Source organism: Rhizobacter sp. P2_D12 (assembly GCF_056404395.1).
In genome coordinates, this window is record NZ_JBFUEB010000040.1 from 20,152 (window position 1) to 42,153 (window position 22,002).

A 22,002-nucleotide genomic window follows, 5' to 3' on the forward strand; every position below is an offset into this window, starting at 1 on the left:
ATGGATCGGGAGAAGGGACGGCCGGCGCGCAGCACGCGATCCGGCCTGGGAGGATTCGCAGGATTCACGACCGGCCTGGCGCTGGCCGTGGCGGCACTGGCCGGCCACGCCGCCGACTACCGCCGCGGCCCGCCGCCGCCCTGGGTGATCGCGCAGCCGCTGGACGAGCAGGCCAAGGCGCCGCTCGGCAAGGGCAGCCAGGGCGTGCACTACCTGCTGGTCGACCAGCAGACCCGCATCGAAGGCCCCGGCAAGACCGCGTACCGGCGCGTCGCCAGCCGCACGATGGACCTGCGCGGCGTCGAATCCGAATCGCACCTCAGCCTCGAGTTCGATCCGTCGTACGAGACGCTGACGCTGCACACGCTCAAGGTGCACCGCGACGGCCGCGTACAGGATCGGCTGCCGGGGGCGCAGGTCAAGGTGCTGCAGCGCGAGTCCGAGCTCGAATCGCGCGTCTACGACGGCAGCAAGACGCTCGACGTGGTGCTGGACGACGTGCGCCCCGGCGACATCGTCGAATACGCCTACAGCCGCGCGGGCAACAACCCGGTGTTCGGCGGACGCACCTTCGGCCACCTGGACATGCAGTGGTCGGTGCCGGTGCATGCGCTGCACCAGCGGCTGCTCGTGCCGTCGAACCGGCCCCTGCAGCTGCGACCGTGGCTCATCGAGCAGCCGGCGCGCGTGGAACAGCGCGGCGACTGGACCGAGCACAGCTGGACCGCGGCCGACATCGCCCCGACGCCGCGCCAGGGCGACACGCCGCGCTGGTACGACCCGTATGCCGGCGTCAGCTGGAGCGAATACGCCGACTGGGCCGCAGTGGCGCGCTGGGCCGAGCCGCTGTACGACGCGCCGGCCCCGGCCGCCGGGCCGCTGCGCACCGAGATCGACCGCATCGCGGCGGCCGCAGCCACGCCGGATCAGCGCCTGCTGTCGGTGCTCGCCTTCGTGCAATCGCAGATCCGCTACCTGGGCATCGAGGTCGGCCCCGGCTCGCACGCGCCGCGCCCGCCCGAGGCGGTGCTGGCGCGGCGCTACGGCGACTGCAAGGACAAGGTGCTGCTGGCGGTTACGATGCTGCGCGCGCTCGGCGTGGCGGCGCATCCGGCCCTGGTCAGCACGCGGCTGCGCGACCACGTCGGCGACCGGCTGCCCTCGCCCGGCGTCTTCAACCACGTGATCCTGCGCGCGCAGGTGGATGGCCGCGACGTCTGGGTCGACCCGACGCGCTATCCGCAGGCCGGCCGGCTGGACGAGATCGCGCAGGCCGATTTCGGGCAGGCCCTGGTGCTGGACGGCCGCACGCAGTCGCTGGCGGCCATGCCGGCGGCGCGCGCGGCCACCGGGCAGCACGACGTGGTGGTGGCGATCGACGCGTCGCGCGGCTTCGACCAGCCGGCCACGCTGGACGTGACCGTCACCTACCGCGGCGAGAAGGCCGACGACATGCGCGAGACGCTGCGCAACGACAGCCTGGCCGACCTGCAGGCCAATTACCTGAACTTCTACCTGCGCTCGATCCCCGGCCTGACGGTCGCCGGGCCGTTCAGCTTCGACGACGACGAGAAGACCAACCGGCTGGTCACGCGCGAGCACTACCGCGTCGCATCGCTGGCGTCCAAGGACCCGGACGACAAGGGCAGGCCGATCGTCTACCTGCGCGTGCCCGACGTGGGTTCGCTGCTGGAGCGGCCCGACGACACGGTGCGCAGCGCGCCGCTGCACGTGCAGCATCCGAAGGACGTGACCGTGTCCGTCACCACCGTGCTGCCCGAGCCCTGGGACCTGCGCCCGTCGAGCCACCAGGTGTCCAACCCGGCCTTCGAGTTCACGGCCGACACCGGGCTCGACAAGGATCGGCGCACGCTGCAGATGAAGTACCGCTACCGCACGCTGTCGGACCACGTGATGCCGGACCAGCTGCCGGCCTACATCGCCGACCTGCGCCGCGCGCGCGACCGGGTCGGCTACACGCTGCACCCGAAGCGGCCGCACGACCACGCGCCCCGCGACGCCTGGCCGGACCTGCGCGCGGCGACGCTGCTGCTGTTGCTGCTGGTTGCCGCGGCGGCGTGGATCGTCGACACCGGCAACCGCCGGCCGGCGCCGCTGCTGCCGTGGGAAGACTGGCAGCTGCTGCTGACCGGTGCCGGGCTGCTCGGCCTGCCGGTGCTGATGGCGTTCGCCACGCTGGCGGTGATGCTGGTCAGCCCGCACTGGCCCTACGGCGGGGCCGGATGGCTGGCCGCGTCGCTGCTGGCGCTGCTGTGGAACCGCGCGTGGAGCGGGCCGTGGCTGCGCTGGGCCGACGCGCGCAGTGCCGACCCCCGGCGGCTGCTCGCCGCGGCGCGCAGCCTGGTCCTCATGGCGACCGGCCGGCCGCTGCCGGCCGCCTGAGCGCGACGCGTGAAGACCTCGCCGGGGAAGGCCTCCGACGGGCAGTTCGCAGGCTCGAAGACGGTTCAGGGATAGGGCGTGCCGCCGACGATGGCCGATGACAGGGTTTGCTGGTAGCTGGCGGCCTGGCCGTCGCCGCTGCTGGTCACGTGGCTTTGCACCGGGCCGATGCCGGGCGCAAGCCAGTCGTCGCTGACGGTGGTGATGTCGACCCGCTGCCCAGACGCGCTGAAGCGGATGCGCAGCACGCCGGTGCTGCGCAGGTGCACGACATTGGCCAGCGTGCCGATCGGCGTGGCGAGCGATTCCACGCCCAGCACCTCGGCGTCGCGGCGGAAGGCGGCCTCGTCTCCGAGCCCGTCGCCGTCGTAGTCGAGCGTCGCGCCGAAGGCCTTGTTGGCCACCGGGTAGACGGCGCCGACCTGCAAGGGATGGCGCAGGATCTCCAGCGGGCCGAGCGCGCGTGCGCCGGCATCGGCGCCCGTGCCCGGGAAGACCCGCAGGCCCTGGGCATCGTCCAGGTAGACGGAGTCGTCGCCGGGCTGGTCGCTCGATGCGAAGACGAAGCCGACACCGGCGCTGATCGCCCGCGTGCCGGTGATCTGCTGGACCAGCGGGGTGCTGCTGCCGGCGACGCTGTAGGTCCATTGGTTGCCGACCTGCAGCGGCAGCAGGTTCCCGGTCGACAGGTCGGGGCCGGAGCCGGCCCGTTCGGCCGGGCCGGGGATGGGGTCGATGCCGGTGGCGCCATCGTCGCCACCGCCGCCGCAGCCGGCCAGTGCGACCAGCAACGCGACGGCGGCCGCAGCCGCCACCAGGCCCTTGATCTCGCGCATGGGGAGGTCTCCTTCGCGATGTCGATTCTCGGCGGCGCCATTCGTCGTGCGGATGAGGCCCCGGCTTCACCCTTCACGCACCCAGGAGACACGCCATGCGATTCATGATGCTGATCATGCCCACCGGCGACGGCGACGCCGCCCTCGGCACGCTGCCGGACGCCCGGACGGTGGCGGAGATGACCAAGTACAACCAGTCGCTGCAGCAGGCCGGCGTGCTGCTGGCGCTGGACGGCCTGCACCCGCCGTCGATGGGCGTGCGCGTCCGCTTCGCCGGCGGCAAGCCGCGCGTGAGCGACGGCCCGTTCGCCGAGGCCAAGGAGGTGCTGGGCGGCTACTGGATGCTGCAGGTGCGCTCGCGCGACGAGGCGATCGAATGGGCCAAGCGCTGCCCGGTGTCGGACAACGCGCTCATCGAGATCCGGCAGGTGCAGGACACCAGCGACGTGTAGCCCGGATGCCAATCCGGGATGGGTCGGACAAACCCGGATTKGCATCCGGGCTACGGGAGCGCCACGTGTTTCGTCATCGAGATCGACGCCAGGCTCGCGCCGTCGATGCGGAACAGGTCGGCCGTCTCGCCGGTGCGCTGGAAGCCGCAGCGCTCGTAGAGCCGCACCGCCGGGCCGTTGCCGGACAGCACCTGCAGGTCGATCCAGTCGATCGCACCGGTCGCGCGCACCCAGTTCTCGGCATGCACGACCAGCCGGGCGCCGAGGCCGCGGCGGCGCTGCGCCCGCTCGACGCCCATGCCCAGCAGGCAGCGGTGGCCGCAGAAGCCGTGCGCGTGCGACCGCAGGTCGATGTGGCCGGCGATCGCCCCGTGCGGCGCCTCGCTGGCGATCCACAGGCGGCGCCAGCCGGGCGTGCCCACCGGGATGCCGAGCCCGGCGCGCCATGCCGCTTCGCGCTCGGGCGGCAGGCGGGAGTCGGCACGGGGCATCGGCTGGAAGTAGTCACCGTCGGTGCCGTTGTCGCGCAGGTGCCCGTTCAGGTACGCCACGAAGGCATCGAAGCCGTCCGGCTCGACGGCGAGGATCTGCAGGGGTGCGGCAGGCGGCATCGCTCGATCATGCCGCAGCAGGCCTGCACCGTGGGCTTGCCCGGCAGTTCCTCGCATTCTCTGCACAGTCCTCCTCCAGCATCGCACGCGCTGGTCCGGCAATGCGCGCGCAGGGGCGTGCGCGCCAGCATCGATGCGGGTGCACCCCATGGCGTCCTTCCACTTCCTCCGCGCGGCGAGACGTTGGCCGATCCTTGTCATCCTTTCGGGGCTGGCCCTGGGCCCGGCGCCCGCCGGCGCGCAGCCCGCGGCGACGGACCCCGAACTGGCGGCGATCCGGCAGATCCTGCAGCGGCCCGAGGCCGAGCTGGATTTCGCCGAGATCAAGGTGACCGTCGACCGGATCGTCGATCCCGGCATCGCCGCCCAGCCGCTGCTGAACCGCTTGAACGAGATGGCCGCCGACGTGCAAGACATGCTGCCGTCCACCGCCCGCCCGGACGAGCGCTTCGAGGCCCTGCGCGCCTACCTGTACCAGCCGGGCCGCTGGAACCGCCACCGGCCGTTCTCCGCCGTCGCCGGCGACCCGCAGTGCCGCAGCCTGGCCGACAAGCTGCTGTCCGGCACGCTCGCGACGCGACGCGGCAACTGCGTGTCGCTGTCGCTGCTGTTCCTGATCCTCGCGCAGAAGCTCGGGCTGGACGCCACCGCCTCGACGGCGCCGCAGCAGGTCTTCGTCAAGGTCCGCGACGAAGCGGGCCAGGTGAAGAACCTCGACGCGACGACCGGCACGCTGAAGTCGGACGAGAGCCTGCTGCGCGCCCATCCGGCGTCCCCGCAGGCCATCGCCAAGGGGGCCTACCTGCGCTGGCTGAGCCGCCACGAAACGGCGGCGCTGATCGCCGAGCTGCTGCTCGACGACTATGCCGGCCGCAGCGGCTTCGAGCAGCGCCGCATCGCGCTGTCGGCCCTGCTGCTGCAGCACAACCCGCGGCAGGTCGACGCCATGGTCCACCACGCCGCCGCCTGCCGCCAGCTCGGCGTGCGCCTGCAAGCCTCGGAGCGCGCCCGCGCCGCCGATGCGACCGCCGACCTGGCAGCGCGCCTGAAGCAGCTGGAAGCGCAGGCGCGCCAGTCGCTGCGCCAGGCCGAGGCGCTGGGCTGGAAGCCGCCCGAGCCCGACGCGGCAGGCCCGCTGAAGCAGGCCGCGCAGCGAAGCAGGAAGCCCTGAAGGTCCTAGCGCGATCGGCTCGCGATCCAGCGGTCGATCTGCGCATCCAGCACCGACAGCGGCAGGCCGCCCTCGGCCAGCACCGCGTCGTGGAAGGCCGGCATGCTGAAGCGGTCGCCCAGCTTCTGCTTCGCGCGCTCGCGCAGTTCCTGGATCTTCAGCGAACCCAGCTTGTAGCCGAGCGCCTGCGCCGGCCAGGCCATGTAGCGGTCGATCTGGTTGCGCGCCTGGGCCGGCGAGGCCCCGACGTTGTCGATCCAGTAGGCGATGGCCTGGTCGCGGCTCCAGCCCTTGGCATGCAGGCCGGTGTCGACCACCAGCCGCACCGCGCGCGCGATCTCGAGCCGCAGCTCGCCCACCCAGGCCGCCGGGTCCTGGTACAGGCCCATCTCGTGGCCCAGCGTCTCGGCATAGAGGGCCCAGCCTTCGCCGAAGGCGTTGATCCACATGCGCTTGCGGAATTCGGGCAGCGTCAGCTCCTGCAGCAGCCCGAGCTGGAAGTGGTGCCCGGGCTGGCCTTCGTGCAGGAACAGCGCGGTCATGCCGGTCGAGTCGTAGGCCGCCGGGTCGTTGATCACGGCCCAGAAGATGCCGGGGCGCGAACCGTCTTCGGCCGGCAGCGAATAGTGGTCCGAGGCCGCCGCCTTGGTCAGCTCGGGCTCGGGCCGGATGTCCAGCGGCGCCTTCGGCACGCGGCCGAACATCTGCGGCAGGCTGGCCTTCACGCGCTCGTTGATGCGGCGGTAGGCGTCGAGGATCTCGGCCTCGCTGCGGTACGGCAGGAACTTCGGATTCGTGCGCACCCAGGCCAGCAACTGCTTCGGATCGCCGTCGTAGCCGAGCTGCGGCGCGACCTTGGCGAGCTCGCCGTGGATGCGCGCCACCTCTTTCAGGCCGATGGCATGGATCTCGTCGGGGCTCAGCTCGGTGGTGGTCTGGTCGCGCACCCATTGGCGGTACCAGGCGGCACCGTCCGGCAGCCCGCCCCAGCCGTCGCTGTCGCGGGCCGCGGGCAGGTATTCGGTCTCGACGAAGGCGGTCAGCCGGCGCAGCGCCGGGGCCACGTGCTGTGCCACCGCGGTGCGGTAGGCGGCCGTCAAGCGGCGGCGGTCGGCCTCGCCGAAGGTGGCCGGCAGGTTGCGGATCGGCGCGTAGTAGGCGTTGGTCGCGAGCGTCGCATCGCCCAGCGGACGCAGCTGGCCGAGCGCGGCCGTGACCACGGCCTTCGGCTGCACGATGCCGCGCCGCATGCCCTCGCGCATGTTGACGATGGCCTGCGCTGTCCAGGCCGGCAGCTGCGAAATGCGCTTCAGGTAGGCGTCGTGTTGCGCGACGGTCTTCAGCGGCTGCTCGGCCTGGCCGCCGCCGAAGTTGGCCAGCAGCACCGGGATCGAATCCAGCTGCTGGATCGGCAGCAGGTGGTCGAAGAACGGCTCGAAGCCGATGCGGCTGCGCAGCTCGCGCGCCAGCAGGTCCCAGGTGAGCTGGTCTTCGGCGCCGAGGCGCGCGCGGTCGACGGCGGCCAGCTGCTTCTCGACCTGGTGGTACATCGCGAAGCGCCTGGCACGCTGCGCCGGCGCGATGGTGATGGGCAGCTGGTCGTCGAAGCGGTTGTCGCCGGCAAGCGTCGCGGTGTAGACCGCGTCCAGCTGCGCCTGCGCGTCGTAGTAGCGCTGGGCCAGCGCGGCCAGCGCCTTGGCCGGATCGGCCTGGGCGGGCGCCGCATCGACACGCGGCTGGAACATCGCGAGCAGACAGCTGAAGCTCGCGACCCACAAGGTTCGGGTCAGGGGAGTCAGTGACATGGCAGGGGTTTCCTCGATGGTGGCTCGACAGCGGCAGGATACGGGGTGCCCCTGCACGAAACTGTCAGCAGTGTTTGTCGAAACGTCAGGAGCCTGCTGCGGCCCAGTGCGCCCGCAGCTCGGCGTTGAAGGCCTGCCAGCGCTCCTCCGGGAAGAACAGCCGGCCGCCGTCGAACTGCACCCGCCGCCGCGTGCCGGGGATGGTCCTGGCGAGCCAGTGCGACCATGCCAGGTCGAAGTAGATGTCGTGCGTGCCCCAGGCCACCAGCGTCGGTGCCTGCAAGGCCTTCAGGCCACCCTCCACCGCCACCGTGTCGGCAGGATCGAAGGCCGCGATGAAGCGCGCCAGGTCGCGCGTGCGCTGCTCGCTCGCCAGGTGCGGCCGCAGCCAGGCCTCGATGGTCTCGTCGGCCACGGCCTCGGGGTCTTCGTAGGCCGGCCCCAGCGCAGCGGCCGAGCGGTAGAAGCCCTTGTCGGACAGCATCGTCTCCAGCGCGTTGCGCAACCCTCCGCCGGCGGACAGCGCCATGAACGGCTTGAAGGCCTCGGGCGGCCAGTTGTCGTGCGTGTCGCAGTCGGTCAGCGCGAGGCTGCGCACGCGCTGCGGGTGCGTCGCCGCAAAGATCTGCGCGATGCCGCCGCCGCCGTCGTTGCCGACCAGGTCGACGCGGTCGATGCCGAGCGCATCGAGGAACTGCAGCAGCATGCGCGCGTTGGCCGCCGACGACACCGGCTGGTCCGGGCTGATCTCGGTGGCGCCGTGGGCCAGCAGGTCGAGCGCGATGCAGCGGCGCACGCTGCCCAGCTCGCGCAGCTGGTGGCGCCACAGCCAGCCGTTGACGAGCACGCCGTGCACGAACAGCGCGACCGGGCCGCTGCCCTGTTCGACATAGGCGATGCGGCCGGACGGGGTGTCGACGAAGCGGCGGGCGGATTGGAATTCGGAAGGGGTCATGGCAGGAAGCCTCGGTGGGTTGTGAGGCTTCGCAGTCTGTCGATGCGTTCCCTTTCGGACTTGGAGAAAACTGACATCGGCCTCGCCTAGGATCGCCCTGCCATGACTGCCACCGCCCTGCCCCGCGCCTACCGTCCGCTGCAACGCAACAGCGGGCTGCGCCTCGCGTGCTGCCACTGCCGCGACGGGCGCGATGCGCCGCCGGTCGACGAGCAGCATGCCGCGTTCTCGGTCACCTGGGTGCAGCGCGGCGTCTTCGGCTATCGCAGCCCGGTCGGCCAGGCCGTGCTGGGCCCCGGCTGGCTGATGCTGGGCAATGAAGGCGAGGCCTACACCTGCTCGCACGAGCACAGCCTGGGCGACGGCGACGACTGCGTCGTGCTCGGCCTGTCGGGCGAAGCGATGCACGGCGTGCTCGCCGCGCTGGGCGACGCGGCCGGGCACAAGGTGTTCGGACGGGCCGCGCTGCCGCCGCTGCCGCGCGTGGCGGCGCTGATGCAGACGCTGCTGGTCGACGGCGACGAAGGCTTTGCGCTGGAAGAGGCGGCGCTGGCGGTGGTGAGCCAGGTGCGCCGCGCGCTGGACGACCGGCCCGCGGACGCACCGCCCGCGCCGCACAGCGCGCTGGCGCTGGCGGCAGCGCGCGACATCGAACACCGTGCGAGCGAGCCGCTGGCGCTGGACGAGGTGGCCGCACGTGTCGGCGTCGGTGCCTTCCACCTGATGCGCGTGTTCGGCAGCAGCCTGGGCGTGACGCCGCACCAGTACCTGATCCGCATGCGCCTGCTGCGCGCCGTGGCGCTGCTGCGCGACACCGCGCTGCCGGTCACGGAGGTGGCCTACGACGCCGGCTGGCAGGACCTGTCGAACTTCATCCGCACATTCCGGCGCGAGATCGGCTGCTCGCCCGGTGCGTTCCGGCGCCGCGACCGGCAACTGCTGGCGATCGACCCCTGACCGCTACGGCCCGACCCGGTCGAGCACCTGCGCCCAGCGCGTGATCTGCCGCGCCTGGCGCGCCGGCGCGCCGCGCGCGAGGCCCGGCCAGATGCCGTCGCTGTTGAAGCTGATCAGCACGTGCAGGTCCGGGCGCCGCGACAGCGGGCGAACCGCATCGAGCAGGTTGTCGAGGATCAGCTCGGCGCCGGGTTCGCCATCCGGCGGCAGCCAGGCCAGCACCATGTGGCGCGCGCGTGGCGCACCTTCGACCGGTTGCAGCTCGACATAGGCGATGCGCAGCTGCGCGGCAGGAATGCCTGCACGGCGCAGCCGGAAGTACTTGGCGATCGCGAAGTCCTCGCAGTCGCCGGCGCCGCGCGCGGCCAGTTCGTCGGGCGTGGCCCAGCGGTCGAGGGTGCCCCAGGTGCTGCGGTCGTCGACGTACGCGGCGCTGTGGTTGATCGACACGTTCATCGCCAACAGCGCGAGCGGCGCGCCCGGCGTGTCGCCGCCGGCCGCGCACGCACCCGCGCCCATTGCGCACATCCATCCGACCAGGATCCGGCGCACCCGGTGGCACGCCCCTGACGCGATCGACCTCCCCATGGCCTGCTCCCACGTCGTGCCCGAACGAACGGGCGAACCGAGAGCATGCACCTTCGCGGGCGCGCGCGGATCATCAATTTCGAGGATGCCGTCCGGACCCGTCCCGCCGGGTGCGGAAGGTGATCGACCAGCGCAGCGCCTCGACCGGCGGCACGCTGTGCTGCCAGCCCCAGCGCGCGGCGCCGCGCATCAGGTAGATCGAGCGCGGCTCGACCTGCAGGCGGACGATGTCGGCGCGTTTCGGCGCCACCGGCGGGTACGGGCGGAAGCGCAGTTCGACCGGATTGCCCAGCGAAACGCCGATCACGTCCTCGAAATCCGGCACGTCGCGGTGCCAGCCGAGCGGCGTGCCGGGCGCGTATTCGGCAACCAGCGCATGCACCAGCGCCGTGGGCGCGATGCCGGCCCAGTGCGCAGCACGGTCGCGCAGCGGGTGCAGCGCGTCGATCAGCGGCTGCGCGGGCAGCAGCCGGTTGGCGTCGTAGTCGAAGCTGCCGCCGTAGCTGACGACACGGCGACGCGCGGTGTAGCCCTTGTAGCGGGCCGCGGTGAACGGCAGGCTGCGCAGCAGGTCGACCAGGCCGGCTTCCTCGTCGCGCGACAGGAAGCCGGCTTCGTACACCAGCCCCGGCGGCAGGCCGCGCGGCGCGGGGGGCGGATCGTCGAACAGCGAAGCCTGGCTCATCCCCTGCGAGCTTAGGCGAGCTTGGCCGCCAGCACGTCGACGGGGTCGATCTGCGGCGGCTGGCTGAGCAGCTCGGGCGCCTTGGCCATCAGCGCCTGCGCGATCGCGCCGGACAGGTGGGCCTGGCGGCCGGCCTCGTCGGCGAAGGCGTCGAAGACGCCGAAGGTCGAGGGCCCCAGCTTCAGCGCGAACCACACCGTCGTCTGCCGTTCCTGGTTGGCCAGCGCCAGCGCGCTGACCAGCAGATCCTGCACCGCCGCTTCCTTGCCCGGCCTGGCTTCCAGTCGTGCGAGCAATGCCTTGTGAACCGTCATGATGTTTCTCCTGTGTCGTTGGCCCGGGATCGGGTGACGCGAAGTCTCGACGCCGGCGGCTCTCGTGACCATTGGCAGGATCGACATTCATGATACCGTTCTTGCCATCATGCGAATCGACATCCTGGCCCTCGACGGCGTGTTCGACACCGGCTTGTCGGCGCTGCTCGACGTGTTCGGCACGGCCAACGAGCTGATGCCCGGCCAGGTGCCATTGCAGGTGCGGCCGGTGGGCGTGCGGCGCATCGTCCACACCGACCGCGGCCTGCGCGTGCCGGTGCAGCGCGCCGACGACGGCCCGGCGCCCGACGTGCTGGTAGCACCGGCCCTGGGCAGCAAGACGCCCGAGGCGCTGGCAGCCGCGCTGCAGCGTGCCGACGTGCGCGATGCGGTGCAGTTGCTGCGCGAGCGCGGCGCCGGCGGCAGCCGGCTCGCGGCGGCCTGCACCGGCACCTTCATGCTGGCGGCTTCGGGTGCGCTGGATGGGCACCAGGCGACGACCACCTGGTGGCTGGCGCCGTTCTTCCGGCAGATGCATCCGCAGATCGACCTGGACGAATCGCGCATGCTGGTGCCGTCGGGCAGCCTGGTCACCGCGGGCGCGGCGGTGGCCCACCTCGACCTGGCGCTGTGGCTGCTGCGCCAGCTGAGCCCCGCCTCGGCCGGCATCGTCGCGCGCTACCTGATGATCGATGGGCGGCCGTCGCAGGCTGCGTATGCAATCACCGATCACCTGGCGCACGCCGACCCGCTGATCGAGCGCTTCGAGGCGTGGGCGCGTTCGCACCTGGCGCAGGGGTTCTCGCTGCAGGAAGCGGTGCGCGCCATCGGCAGCAGCGAACGCACGCTGGCGCGGCGCCTGCAGCGCGTGCTGGGCAAGACGCCGCTGTCGTACTTCCAGGACCTGCGCGTCGAGTACGCGCTGCACCGGCTGCAGACCAGCCGCGACAGCGTCGACGCGATCGCGGCCGAGGTCGGTTATGCGGACGGGGTCACGCTGCGCACGCTGCTGCGGCGCCGCCTGGGCCGCGGCGTGCGCGAGATCCGGGCGCATTCGTAGCCCGGATGCAAATCCGGGATGCCGTCACTGCGGTGCAAGCGTCTTCACCCAACGCTCGAACGCATGGTTCTCGAAGCGGAACACCCCCTGCGGCGAGCGCGTCACGACGTTCTTGAGCGCCAGGTCGTTCACTGCGTACTGCACGCTGGAGGCTTCGAGCACACCCACCCCCAGCGCCTTGCCGAGCGCGCTGCGCGTCGCCTGGCTGAACGGCTTCAGCAGCGGCTCGCGCACCACCAGCCGCAGCACCTGCTGCTGCATCGGATTCAGGGCGGCCCAGGTGCCGTCGTGGTTCTCCTCCTTGTCCTGCTCCGCCCGCTCCATCGCGTAGGCCTTCTCGTCCTTCAGGCGCGGGTCCATGAGCATCGCGATGACGGCGGACAGGAACGGCTCCGGATGGAAGCGAAAGTCCTGGAAGGCGACCCAGGCCTTGGCGACGTCGAGCTTGCGCCCACTGGCCTTCTCGAAGCGCCCCGCCACGTACTCGACCAGTTCGCGGCCGAGCAACGGAAAGTCCTGGATGCTGCCGCCGACCGAGTAGAGCGGCGCATCGGCGTTCTTGAACACGTGTGCGAGCTGCGTGCGCGACGAGCCGGTGAAGATCACCCGCATCGCGTCGCGGTGCTTCGTCATGGCGGTACGCAGCGCGGTCGCCATCAACTCGTTGTCCTTGCTGCGCGCCAACTCCTGGGCCTCGTCGACGAGCAGGAGCAGCGGCTTGCGAGCGACGATCTGCGAGACCAGTTCGTCGATCCGCAGCGCCATCTCGGTCGACGCCTTCCGGCCCTCGGCCAGTTCGACCTCGACTTCGCCCTTGAACTCGCCGAGACTGCCCTTCGCCTTCACCTTCTTCACCGGTTCCTTGAGCTTGCGCATCGCCCGTTCGCCCAGGGTGCGGGGCTCGAGCGCCTCTTCCAGCGCCTTGATGAGGGCGATGCCGGGATTCAGGCGGGTCTGCCACAGGTCGGCGTAAGCCACCGCGTAGCCCGCGGCCCGTGCGGCCGGCGCGAGATCCTGCAGCAGGAACACCGTCTTGCCGGTGCGCCGCGGCGCGAAGATGCTGGTGCTGACGGCCAGCCCGCTGCCCAGCACCTCCAGATAGGAAGCAGCCAGCCTGGGCCTGGCGCAGTGCCAGATCTTGGAGGGATTCATGTGGAAAATTATAGTTCGCCAGAATATTTATATTGACTAACTATAATTTTCACAGCGCCGACTAGAAGACGACCGCGTGGCCATCCCGCCGCGCATCGCTCGCGGCCACGTAGCCCTCGCTGCCCGGGTCCCCGAGCCGCCAGATGAACTGCCCGGCGCCGAAGTCCTGGTACGAGTCGTTGATGACTTCCATGCGGTGGCCGCGCTCGGCCAGCCCCTGCACCGTCGCCGCGTCCATCGAACGTTCGACGTTGATCTCCAGCCCCTGGTTGAAGCGCCAGCGCGGCGCATCGCAGGCGGCCTGCGGGTGCTGCCGGTAGTCGAGCATGCGCACCAGCGTCTGCAGGTGGCCTTGCGGCTGCATGTTCGCGCCCATCACGCCGAAGGACATCACGGGCTGCCCGTCGCGCGTCAGGAAGGCCGGGATGATCGTGTGGCGTGGCCGCTTGCCGGGTGCCACCGCGTTCGGTCCCGCCAGGCTGAAGCCGTGCCCGCGGTTCTGCATCGACAGCCCGTAGCCCGGCACCACCACGCCCGAGCCGAAGCCCATGAAGTTGCTCTGGATGAAGCTGACCATCATGCCGCTCTCGTCGGCCGCGCTCAGGTAGATCGTTCCGCCCTTGACCGGGTTGCCGGCGCCGAAATCCTGCGCCCGCTTCAGGTCGATCAGCTTCGCGCGCGACGCGAGGTAGGCATCGTCCAGCAGTTGCTCGGCGGTCACCTCCATGCTGGCCGGCTCGGCCACGTAGCGGTAGACGTCGGCGAAGGCGAGCTTCATGGCCTCGATCTGCAGGTGCTGCGAATCGACCCCGTCGACCGCCAGCCGCTCGACGTCGAAGTTCGACAGGATGCCCAGAGCGATCAGCGCCGCGATGCCCTGTCCGTTCGGCGGGATCTCGTGCAGCACATGGCCGCGGTAGGCCTTGCCGATGGGCCGCACCCACTGCGGCCGGTACGACGCGAAGTCCTCGACGGTGATCGCCCCGCCATGCGCCCTGGCGTGGCGTGCCGCCGCTTCGGCGACCTCGCCGCCGTAGTACGCGGCGCCGCGGCTCTCGGCGATCAGCCGCAGCGTCTTCGCGGCACCGGGCATGCGGAACAGCTCGCCGACGTTGGGTGCGCGGCCCTGCGGCATGAAGGTCTCGGCGAAGCCCGGCTGCTGCGCCAGCAGCGGCACCGCGGCCGACCACTTCTGCTGCACGACCACCGGCACCGCGTAGCCGCGCTCGGCGATCTCGATCGCCGGCGCCAGCAGGTCGGCGAACGGCAGCTTGCCGAACCGCTCGCTCAGGGCGACCCAGCCCGCCACCGCGCCCGGCACGGTGACGCTGTCCCAGCCGCGCACCGGCGGCGTCTGCGCGTCGGCGCCGTACTTGCGGCGGAAGTAGTCGGGCGTCCACGCCGCCGGCGCGCGGCCGCTGGCGTTCAGGCCGTGCAGTTCCTTGCCGTCCCACAGGATGCAGAAGGCATCCGAGCCGAGGCCGTTGCTGACCGGCTCGACCACCGTCATCGCGGCCGCCGCGGCAATCGCCGCATCCACCGCGTTGCCGCCCTTCAGCAGCATGCGCAGGCCGGCCTGCGCGCCCAGCGGATGCGAGGTCGACACCACGTTGCGCCCGAACACCGGCAGGCGCTGGCTGGCGTAACCGCTGCTCCAATCGAAATGCGTGCTCGCGTTCATTCCCACCCTTTCAGTGAAGCGACGATGATGCCTTCGCCCGCGCAAAAGAAACAGGCCGCGCAAGGCGGCCTGTGTTTTGACTGGAAGGAGGCTATTCCTCCTGGAAGGCTTCCTGGCGCTTGTTCTTGATCGAGGGCAGCAGCACGATCACGATCATCAGCGCCGCGGCGATCAGCAGCCCGGCCGACAGCGGACGCACGAGGAAGGTGCTCCAGTCGCCGCGCGACAGCAGCAGCGCACGCCGCAGGTTCTCTTCCATCATCGGCCCCAGGATGAAGCCCAGCAGCAAGGGCGCCGGCTCGCAGCTCAGCTTGTAGAACAGGTAGCCCACCACCGCGAACGCCGCCGTCATGTAGACGTCGAAGGTGTTGTTGTTCAGCGTGTAGACGCCGATGCAGCAGAACAGCGTGATGGCCGGGAACAGGAAGCGGTACGGCACCGTCAGCAGCTTGATCCAGATGCCGATCAGCGGCAGGTTCAGGATCACCAGCATCGCGTTGCCGACCCACATCGACGCGATCAGGCCCCAGAACAGCTGCGGGTTGCTGGTCATCACCTGCGGGCCGGGCTGGATGCCCTTGATCGTCATCGCGCCCACCATCAGCGCCATCACCGCGTTCGGCGGGATGCCCAGCGTCAGCATCGGGATGAACGAGGTCTGCGCGCCGGCATTGTTGGCCGACTCGGGGCCCGCAACGCCGCGGATGTCGCCCTTGCCGAAGCGGCCCGAGCTGCCCGCCACCTTCTTCTCGACCGTGTACGCAGCGAACGAGGCCAGCAACGCGCCGCCGCCCGGCAGCACGCCCAGCACCGAGCCGAGCGCGGTGCCGCGCAGCACCGCGGGCCAGGCCTGCTGGAAATCCTGCTTGGTCGGCCACAGTCCCTTCACGCTCTTGGTGAACACCTCGCGGTGCTCGGCCGGCATGCCCAGGTTGGCGATGATCTCGCCGAAGCCGAACACGCCCATCGCGATCACGACGAAGCCGATGCCGTCGGTCAGTTCAGGCACGTCGAAGCTGTAGCGCGCGGTGCCCGAGATCACGTCGGTGTTGATCTGCGCCAGCAGCAGCCCGAGGATGATCATCGAGATCGCCTTGATCAGCGAACCCGAGGCCAGCACCACGGCGCCGATCAGGCCCAGCACCATCAGCGAGAAGTACTCCTGCGGGCCGAACTTGAAGGCCAGCTCGGTCAGCGGCGGCGCGAAGGCCGCGATGATGATCGTGCCCACGCAGCCGGCGAAGAACGAGCCCAGACCCGCGGCCGCCAGCGCGGCACCGGCGCGGCCCTGGCGCGCCATCTGGTAGCCGTCGATCGCGGTGACCACCGAGCTCGATTCGCCCGGCACGTTGATCAGGATGGCGGTGGTCGAGCCACCGTACTGTGCGCCGTAGTAGATGCCGGCCAGCATGATCAGCGCCGGCGTCGCGTCGAGCGAGTAGATCGACGGCAGCAGCATCGCGATCGTCGCCACCGGGCCCAGGCCCGGCAGCACGCCGATCAGCGTGCCCAGCACGCAGCCGAAGAAGGCGTACAGCAGGTTGGTGAAGGTGAAGGCGACACCGAAGCCGAGCGCAAGATTTCCCAACAGGTCCATGCTGTTCTCCTCAGGCCACGAACCAGGGCCACATCGGGATGATCAGCTTCAACCCGAGCACGAAGATCGCCCACGAACCCACCGTGAGCACGACGGCGGTCGCGAGGACCCCCTTCCACTTGAATTCGTCGCCGGCCAGGCTGGTCATGACGATCAGGATCGGCACCGTGACCACCAGGCCCAGGCGCGGCAGCGCGGCACCGAACACCGCGATCGCCGCGACGATCACCAGCAGCGGGCGCCACGCGAAGTGCCCGATCGGGTCGCCGCCCTCGCTCTCGATGGTGAGGGCCTTGAACAGCACGATGCCGCCCAGGATCGCCATCAGCACGCTGAGGATCAGCGGAAAGTAGCCGGGCCCCGGCCGCGCCGAGCTGCCCATGCTGTAGTTGGTCGCGCCGACGGCGAAGACCACGCCGACGACGACAAACATCAAACCGGACCAGAAGTCCCGTTGGCTCTTGATCTTCACGATTGCTCCTCGCGTTATCTGTCTGTTACAGCTCGCGGCTGATTCTAGGCAGCACGCTCTAGGGGGCGTGTGTGGTTTACACGTAGCAGACCATGTCGTTACGTGTCCCAGGCCGGCGTGGAGCGAAGAACCTCGTCCATGGTCGTCAAGCCCTCGGCGACCTTCATCATCCCGGCCAGGCGCAACGGGCGCAAGCCATCGGCCAACGCGAGCTGGCGCAGCCTCGAGGCATCGGGAACCGGATGGATCGCCGGCTGCGCCGCTTCGTTCAGGCTCAGCAGCTCGTACAGGCCGGCGCGGCCGCGGAAGCCGGTCATGCGGCATTCGAGGCAGCCCACCGGCTTGTACGGCCGCGCCTTGCCGTTGATGCGCCACGGCTTGATGACCTCGTTCAGCGTCTCGGCGGTGACGGTTTCATCGGGCTGCTTGCAGCTCGCGCACAGCGAACGCACCAGGCGCTGCGCCAGCACGCCGATCACCGTCGCACCGATCAGGTACGGGGGCACGCCCAGGTCGACCAGCCGCGTCACGGCCGAGGCCGCGTCGTTGGTGTGCAGCGTGCTGAACACCAGGTGGCCGGTCAGCGCGGCCTGGATCGCCATCTCGGCGGTCTCCAGGTCGCGGATCTCGCCGACCATGATGATGTCCGGGTCCTGCCGCATCAGCGCCCGCACGCCCTCGGCGAAGCCCAGGTCGAGCGAGGCCTGCACCTGCGTCTGGTTGAAGCTGGGCTGGATCATCTCGATCGGGTCCTCGATCGTGCAGACGTTGACCTCGTCGGTGGCCAGGCGCCGCAGCGTCGAGTACAGCGTGGTCGTCTTGCCCGAGCCGGTCGGCCCGGTGACGAGGATGATGCCGTGCGGCCGCGCGACGAGGGCCTCCCAGCGCTGCGCATCGTGGCTGCCGAAGCCCAGCGCGTCGAGCTGCTTGACGGTGGTGTCGGGGTCGAAGATCCGCATCACCATCTTCTCGCCGAACGCGGTGGGCAGCGTCGACAGGCGCATCTCCACCTCGTCGCCGTTCGGGTTGCGGGTCTTGATGCGGCCGTCCAGCGGGCGGCGCTTCTCGACCACGTCCATGCGGCCGAGCAGCTTCACGCGCGCGATCATCGCGTTCATCACGCCCGGCGGCAGCTGGTAGACGGTGTGCATCACGCCGTCGATGCGGAAGCGGATCAGGCTCAGCTCGCGGCGCGGCTCGAGGTGGATGTCGCTCGCGCGCTGGTCGAAGGCGTACTGCCACAGCCAGTCGACCACCTGCACCACGCCCTGGTCGTTGGCATCGAGCTGCTTGTTGCTGCGCCCCAGCTCGACCAGCTGCTCGAAGCTCGCGGCGGCCGAGGTCTCGCCGTTCTTGGCGGCGGCGCGCACCGAGCGCGACAGCGTGTAGAACTCGGTGGTGTAGCGCGCCACCTCGATCGGGTTGACCAGCACCAGGCGCAGCGCCTTGCGCGTGTGGGCCTCGATCTCGGGCACCCAGCCGATGTCGAAGGGCTCGCTGGTGGCCACCGTCACGTCGTGCGCACCGAACAGCAGCGGCAGCGAGCGGCGCCGCTCGGCGTAGCTGATCGACATCACGTCGCCGACGCGGCCGACGTCGACCTTCAGCGGGTCGATGCGCATGTAGGGCATGCCGATGCGCGTGGCCAGCCACTCGGTCAGCAGCTCGGCATCGAGCGGCTTGCCCGACGGGTTCGACAGGCCGGCGCTGCCCAGCCGCACCAGCGGGTGCTGCACGCTGTCGCCGGCGGCGAAGCGCTTCTCGGTGCGGTCGTGGTCATCGCGGTTGATCAGCCCGTCTTCCAGCATCCAGTGCAGCAGGCGCCGCCACTCGAGGCGGCCGCGCGGGTGCTGGCCGGCGGACGGCTTGTCCTGCCTGGGGTGTCGGGTCGCGGCAGCAGTCATGGGGTCACCCCGTTGGAAGCGATGGAAGCCGGCAGGGTGCGCATCATGCGCAGCCACTTGCGCGCCGGCAGGTCGTGGCGATTTTCGATGTTGTCGGCACGCGCCGCCAGCACCTCGCGGGACGGAAGCGCCAATCCCTTCATGCCGACGACGATGGTATTGCCCTCGCGCGTGGGCCGCATGCTCCACACCGCGCCGGCGCCGAACACCGCCGCGATGCGCGCGGCGCTCTGCTCGAAGCTCGCGTCGCGGCCGAACAGGTTGACGCTCATCACGCCGCCGTCGGCCAGCACGCGGTGGCAGCCGCGGTAGAAGGCCTCGTCGTCCAGCACCGGGCTGGCGGCCTCGTGGTCGTAGAGGTCGACGCACAGCACCTGGGCCGTGCCGGCATGCGCCGGGTCGGCCACCCACAGGCCGGCATCCTCGTTCAACACGGCCAGGCGCTCGTCGTCGTCGGGCAGGCGAAACCACAGCCGGCACGCGGTGATGACGGTGGGGTTCAGCTCGACCGCCGTGGTCTGCATGCCCAGCCGGTAGGTGAAGCGCGTGATCGCCGCCGCGCCCAGGCCGAGCTGCACCGCGTGGCCACGGGCCAGGTCGTCGGGTTCGCGCAGCAGCATCCACACCATCATGCGCTGCACGTAGTCGAGCTCGATTGCGTTCGGCTTGCGCACGCGCATCGCGCCCTGCACCCAGGGCGTGCCGAGGTGCAGGTAGCGCACGCCGTCGGCTTCGGACAGCGTGGCGGGGAGGAAATCGGGTTCGGTCTGGGCGCGGGGCATGGGTGGGTCAGGCAATCCCGTGGGATTCGAAAACGGTGCGCCAGGCGGCGAGCTTGCGCTCGAAGCTCCAGGACGCATTGGCGGGGCTGGTGGACGGCAGGCGGGCGACCGGCACGCCGAGCGACGCGGTGTGGCGCATCGCCCGCGCCGATTCGCCGCCATTGTGGGCGATGCCGCGGAGCGCGGGCGCGCGGCGCTTCAGGCCGGCCAGGTCGTTGTACTCGGCATCCTCGATCGCGCTGTCGAGGCTGCCCTCGCGCCGGCAGTGGGCATAGACGTCCCAGATGCCCAGCCCGCGCTCGCGCACCGCGTCGATGCGCTGCGCATAGGGCAGCGCGCGCAGGTCCAGGCCCCACAGCGCCGACAGGATGGGCCAGAAGTGGTTGCGCGGGTGGGCGTAGTACTCGCCGGCCTGCAGCGAGGCCACGCCGGGAAAGCTGCCCAGCACCAGCAGCCGCGTGCGCGGGCCGATCACCGGCGGCAGGCCGCGCAGCAGGGCGGGGGGTTCGGTGGTTTCGGGGGCTGTCGGCATCGGGCGGATCAGTTTGCCAAGGCCGCCAGCCTGGGCAGCGCGGCGTGCGTGTTGTCGCGTGTCAGCCGCGACAGCTCGTGCGGCGTGCAGCCGCGCAGTTCGGCCAACACCTGCGCGATGCGCGGCAGCTCGGCCGGCTCGTTGCGCGACGGGGCGGCGCCGGCGGCGCGCTGTTCGGCCGTGCGGTACAGCCAGTGCGGCGGGATGTCGGGGGCGTCGGTCTCCAGCACCAGGCTGTCGGCCGGCACCGCCTGCGCGAGGCGCCGGATCTGCAGCGCCCGGTCGAAGGTCATCGCGCCGCCGAAGCCGAGCTTGAAACCGAGTTCGACGAACACCTGCGCCTGCTGTTCGCTGCCGTTGAAGGCGTGGGCGATGCCGCGCACCTCGATGCGGCGCAGGTATTTCAGCAGCGAATCGGCCGAGCGGCGCACGTGCACGATCACCGGCAGGCCGAACTCGCGCGCCAGCTTCAGCTGCTCCGAAAAGAAGTGCTCGCCGCGCGCCTGGTCCAGCCCCGGCACGAAATGGTCGAGCCCGATCTCGCCGATCGCCACCAGCCGCGGGTCGTCGCGGTGCTGCTGCAGCGCCGCGCGCAGGCGCGCCAGGTCGCCGTCGTCGGCCCCGTCCACGCACAGCGGGTGGATGCCCAGGCCGTAGGAAAGGGCATGCCGGTGCGCCAGCTCGCGCACCGTGTCGAAATTGCCGACCGACACCGCCGGCAAGACCAGCTGGGTGACGCCGGCCGCGATGGCGCGCTGCACCACGGCGTCGCGGTCGGCATCGAATTCAGGCGCGTCGAGGTGGCAATGCGAGTCGATCCAGGGCATCCCCGAATGATGCCTCGCCAAATGCCGGCCCCATACCTCAGGGCGTGCACGGCCGGCAACTCCGTGTTACGGTGAGGCCATCGTCAGCAATCGGCACAGTTTTGTAATTCACTGTGCCAACTGCTATCGCAGGAGGCAGGCATGAGACAGGCTCCGCTCTACAGCCGTTCTCGGCGGGCACCGCCCGAGCCGGCTCCACTGGCTGCTGCGGCTGCTGCCGCGGCAGACGCGACGAATGCGGCCGCACCCCAGCCTGCCAGGCCGCGCGGGCGCTGGCGCGGCCGGTTCGGACGCCATGAGCGTGTGATGTGGGCGCTGTGCGGCGCACTGCTGGTGCTGGGCGGCCTGGCCGGCTGGCAGGCGATGAACCCGGCGGCGCGCGTGCTGACACAGGCCGACATCGATGCCGCGGTGCGCCATTCGCTGGAGAAGGAACCCCTGCCCTCGGCCTATGCCAAGGCCTACGAGATCATCCGCCCGTCGGTGGTGCGGGTGGTCGGCACCGATGGTGACGATGCCGACGAGGCCAAGGCGCCGGGCCAGTCCCCGGCCCCGGCCGACCCGAAGGCAGGCAAGCCGGTGCCGATCCCGAAGGCCGCGCGGCCCGGTCCGGGGGATCGCAAGAAGCAGGCCGTGGCCGAGACGCCGGAACCCGGCGAGCCGCACCTGTCCACCTCCACCGGCTCCGGCGTCGTGATCATCGACAACGGCACCATCCTGACCAACCTGCACGTGGTGCAGGGCTCGAAGAAGCTGCGCGTGACCTTTGCCGACGGGCACGAGTCGGACGCCATCGTGGTGGGCGTGGAGCCGCAGCACGACCTGGCGGTGCTGCGCGCCAAGAGCATCCCCGACGACCTGCAGGCCGCGACCATGCGCTCGGCCAGCGACCTGGCGCCCGGCGACGAGGTGATCGCCGTCGGCTACCCGTTCGGCATCGGCCCGTCGGTGTCGGGCGGCGTGGTCTCGGGGCTCAAGCGCGACTTCCGCTCGCCGCAGGGCCAGCGCCTGCTGAACAACCTGATCCAGTTCGATGCGGCCGCCAACCCCGGCAACTCGGGCGGCCCGCTGGTGACGATGGACGGCGCCGTGGTCGGCATCGTCACCGCGATCCTGAACCCGACCGAGCACCGCACCTTCATCGGCATCGGCTTCGCGGTGCCGATCGACAGCGCGGCCAATGCGGCCGGCATGCCGCCGTTCTGATTTCCATCCCTT

The 22,002-nt window shown here is 70.7% G+C and carries 21 protein-coding genes; 6 read left to right on the top strand and 15 right to left on the bottom strand.

Features of this window, described 5'->3' with window-relative positions; translation table 11 throughout:
• Positions 1 to 2,403: a DUF3857 domain-containing transglutaminase family protein gene (locus AC1DYN_RS15300; protein ID WP_477960946.1), complete on the top strand. Its 2,403-nt coding sequence runs from the start codon at positions 1 to 3 to the stop codon at positions 2,401 to 2,403.
• A gap of 65 nt (positions 2,404 to 2,468) precedes the next feature.
• Here the strand turns inward: AC1DYN_RS15300 and AC1DYN_RS15305 are convergent, their stop codons facing one another.
• Entirely contained in the window at positions 2,469 to 3,239 is a 771-nt protein-coding gene (locus AC1DYN_RS15305; protein WP_477960948.1) for a hypothetical protein, read from the bottom strand.
• A gap of 95 nt (positions 3,240 to 3,334) precedes the next feature.
• Between AC1DYN_RS15305 and AC1DYN_RS15310 the strand changes: the two genes are divergently transcribed.
• The gene (locus AC1DYN_RS15310) at positions 3,335 to 3,691 is read left to right on the top strand and encodes a YciI family protein (protein ID WP_477960951.1); all 357 of its coding nucleotides are present in this window, start codon (positions 3,335 to 3,337) and stop codon (positions 3,689 to 3,691) included.
• A gap of 50 nt (positions 3,692 to 3,741) precedes the next feature.
• On the opposite strand, the gene AC1DYN_RS15315 is transcribed toward AC1DYN_RS15310, so the two are convergent.
• Positions 3,742 to 4,302 (bottom strand): GNAT family N-acetyltransferase, encoded by a 561-nt coding sequence (locus AC1DYN_RS15315; RefSeq protein ID WP_477960953.1) that lies wholly within the window; start codon positions 4,300 to 4,302, stop codon positions 3,742 to 3,744.
• A 148-nt stretch (positions 4,303 to 4,450) separates the two neighbouring features.
• On the opposite strand from AC1DYN_RS15315, the gene AC1DYN_RS15320 reads away from it, so the two are divergent.
• Positions 4,451 to 5,473, top strand: a complete 1,023-nt coding sequence (locus AC1DYN_RS15320) for a transglutaminase family protein (RefSeq protein ID WP_477960955.1) — start codon at positions 4,451 to 4,453, stop codon at positions 5,471 to 5,473.
• 5 nt (positions 5,474 to 5,478) lie between these two features.
• Here AC1DYN_RS15320 and AC1DYN_RS15325 read toward each other — a convergent pair whose 3' ends face one another.
• Positions 5,479 to 7,278, bottom strand: a complete 1,800-nt coding sequence (locus AC1DYN_RS15325) for a DUF885 domain-containing protein (protein WP_477960956.1) — start codon at positions 7,276 to 7,278, stop codon at positions 5,479 to 5,481.
• Between the two features lie 85 nt (positions 7,279 to 7,363).
• Entirely contained in the window at positions 7,364 to 8,233 is an 870-nt protein-coding gene (locus AC1DYN_RS15330) for an alpha/beta fold hydrolase (RefSeq protein WP_477960958.1), read from the bottom strand.
• Positions 8,234 to 8,335: 102 nt separating this feature from the next.
• On the opposite strand from AC1DYN_RS15330, the gene AC1DYN_RS15335 reads away from it, so the two are divergent.
• Positions 8,336 to 9,190, top strand: coding sequence for a helix-turn-helix transcriptional regulator (locus AC1DYN_RS15335; RefSeq protein ID WP_477960960.1), 855 nt, complete (start codon positions 8,336 to 8,338; stop codon positions 9,188 to 9,190).
• A 3-nt stretch (positions 9,191 to 9,193) separates the two neighbouring features.
• Here the strand turns inward: AC1DYN_RS15335 and AC1DYN_RS15340 are convergent, their stop codons facing one another.
• From AC1DYN_RS15340 to AC1DYN_RS15350, 3 genes are all read right to left on the bottom strand, one after another.
• The gene (locus tag AC1DYN_RS15340; protein WP_477960962.1) at positions 9,194 to 9,709 is read right to left on the bottom strand and encodes a transglutaminase-like cysteine peptidase; all 516 of its coding nucleotides are present in this window, start codon (positions 9,707 to 9,709) and stop codon (positions 9,194 to 9,196) included.
• Between the two features lie 142 nt (positions 9,710 to 9,851).
• Positions 9,852 to 10,463, bottom strand: coding sequence for an alpha-ketoglutarate-dependent dioxygenase AlkB (locus AC1DYN_RS15345; protein ID WP_477960964.1), 612 nt, complete (start codon positions 10,461 to 10,463; stop codon positions 9,852 to 9,854).
• A gap of 11 nt (positions 10,464 to 10,474) precedes the next feature.
• Positions 10,475 to 10,777, bottom strand: a complete 303-nt coding sequence (locus AC1DYN_RS15350) for a putative quinol monooxygenase (protein WP_477960966.1) — start codon at positions 10,775 to 10,777, stop codon at positions 10,475 to 10,477.
• Between the two features lie 109 nt (positions 10,778 to 10,886).
• Here AC1DYN_RS15350 and AC1DYN_RS15355 point away from each other — a divergent pair, with 109 nt between their 5' ends.
• The gene (locus AC1DYN_RS15355) at positions 10,887 to 11,837 is read left to right on the top strand and encodes a GlxA family transcriptional regulator (RefSeq protein WP_477960968.1); all 951 of its coding nucleotides are present in this window, start codon (positions 10,887 to 10,889) and stop codon (positions 11,835 to 11,837) included.
• Between the two features lie 24 nt (positions 11,838 to 11,861).
• Here AC1DYN_RS15355 and AC1DYN_RS15360 read toward each other — a convergent pair whose 3' ends face one another.
• The 8 genes from AC1DYN_RS15360 to AC1DYN_RS15395 all read right to left on the bottom strand — a co-directional run bounded on the left by AC1DYN_RS15360 (position 11,862) and on the right by AC1DYN_RS15395 (position 20,784).
• Positions 11,862 to 12,989 (bottom strand): ATP-binding protein, encoded by a 1,128-nt coding sequence (locus tag AC1DYN_RS15360; RefSeq protein WP_477960970.1) that lies wholly within the window; start codon positions 12,987 to 12,989, stop codon positions 11,862 to 11,864.
• A 61-nt stretch (positions 12,990 to 13,050) separates the two neighbouring features.
• Complete coding sequence (locus tag AC1DYN_RS15365; protein ID WP_477960972.1) at positions 13,051 to 14,670, bottom strand: gamma-glutamyltransferase family protein; 1,620 nt, start codon at positions 14,668 to 14,670, stop codon at positions 13,051 to 13,053.
• Between the two features lie 91 nt (positions 14,671 to 14,761).
• Positions 14,762 to 16,267 carry a tripartite tricarboxylate transporter permease gene (locus AC1DYN_RS15370; RefSeq protein WP_477960974.1) on the bottom strand — a complete coding sequence of 502 codons (1,506 nt, stop codon included), beginning with the start codon at positions 16,265 to 16,267 and terminating at the stop codon, positions 14,762 to 14,764.
• A gap of 10 nt (positions 16,268 to 16,277) precedes the next feature.
• Positions 16,278 to 16,739 carry a tripartite tricarboxylate transporter TctB family protein gene (locus AC1DYN_RS15375; RefSeq protein WP_477960976.1) on the bottom strand — a complete coding sequence of 154 codons (462 nt, stop codon included), beginning with the start codon at positions 16,737 to 16,739 and terminating at the stop codon, positions 16,278 to 16,280.
• Positions 16,740 to 16,837: 98 nt separating this feature from the next.
• A complete protein-coding gene (locus AC1DYN_RS15380) occupies positions 16,838 to 18,643 on the bottom strand; it encodes a GspE/PulE family protein (RefSeq protein ID WP_477960978.1) in 1,806 nt (601 codons plus the stop codon).
• The gene (locus AC1DYN_RS15385; protein WP_477960980.1) at positions 18,640 to 19,425 is read right to left on the bottom strand and encodes a class I SAM-dependent methyltransferase; all 786 of its coding nucleotides are present in this window, start codon (positions 19,423 to 19,425) and stop codon (positions 18,640 to 18,642) included. Before AC1DYN_RS15385 ends, AC1DYN_RS15380 begins: the two co-directional genes overlap by 4 nt.
• 7 nt (positions 19,426 to 19,432) lie before the next feature.
• Positions 19,433 to 19,957 carry a DNA-deoxyinosine glycosylase gene (locus AC1DYN_RS15390; protein ID WP_477960982.1) on the bottom strand — a complete coding sequence of 175 codons (525 nt, stop codon included), beginning with the start codon at positions 19,955 to 19,957 and terminating at the stop codon, positions 19,433 to 19,435.
• A gap of 8 nt (positions 19,958 to 19,965) precedes the next feature.
• Positions 19,966 to 20,784, bottom strand: coding sequence for a TatD family hydrolase (locus AC1DYN_RS15395; protein WP_477960984.1), 819 nt, complete (start codon positions 20,782 to 20,784; stop codon positions 19,966 to 19,968).
• A gap of 141 nt (positions 20,785 to 20,925) precedes the next feature.
• Here AC1DYN_RS15395 and AC1DYN_RS15400 point away from each other — a divergent pair, with 141 nt between their 5' ends.
• On the top strand, positions 20,926 to 21,990 hold the full coding sequence (locus tag AC1DYN_RS15400; RefSeq protein ID WP_477960985.1) for a S1C family serine protease: 1,065 nt from the start codon (positions 20,926 to 20,928) through the stop codon (positions 21,988 to 21,990).
• Positions 21,991 to 22,002: the final 12 nt, after the last annotated feature.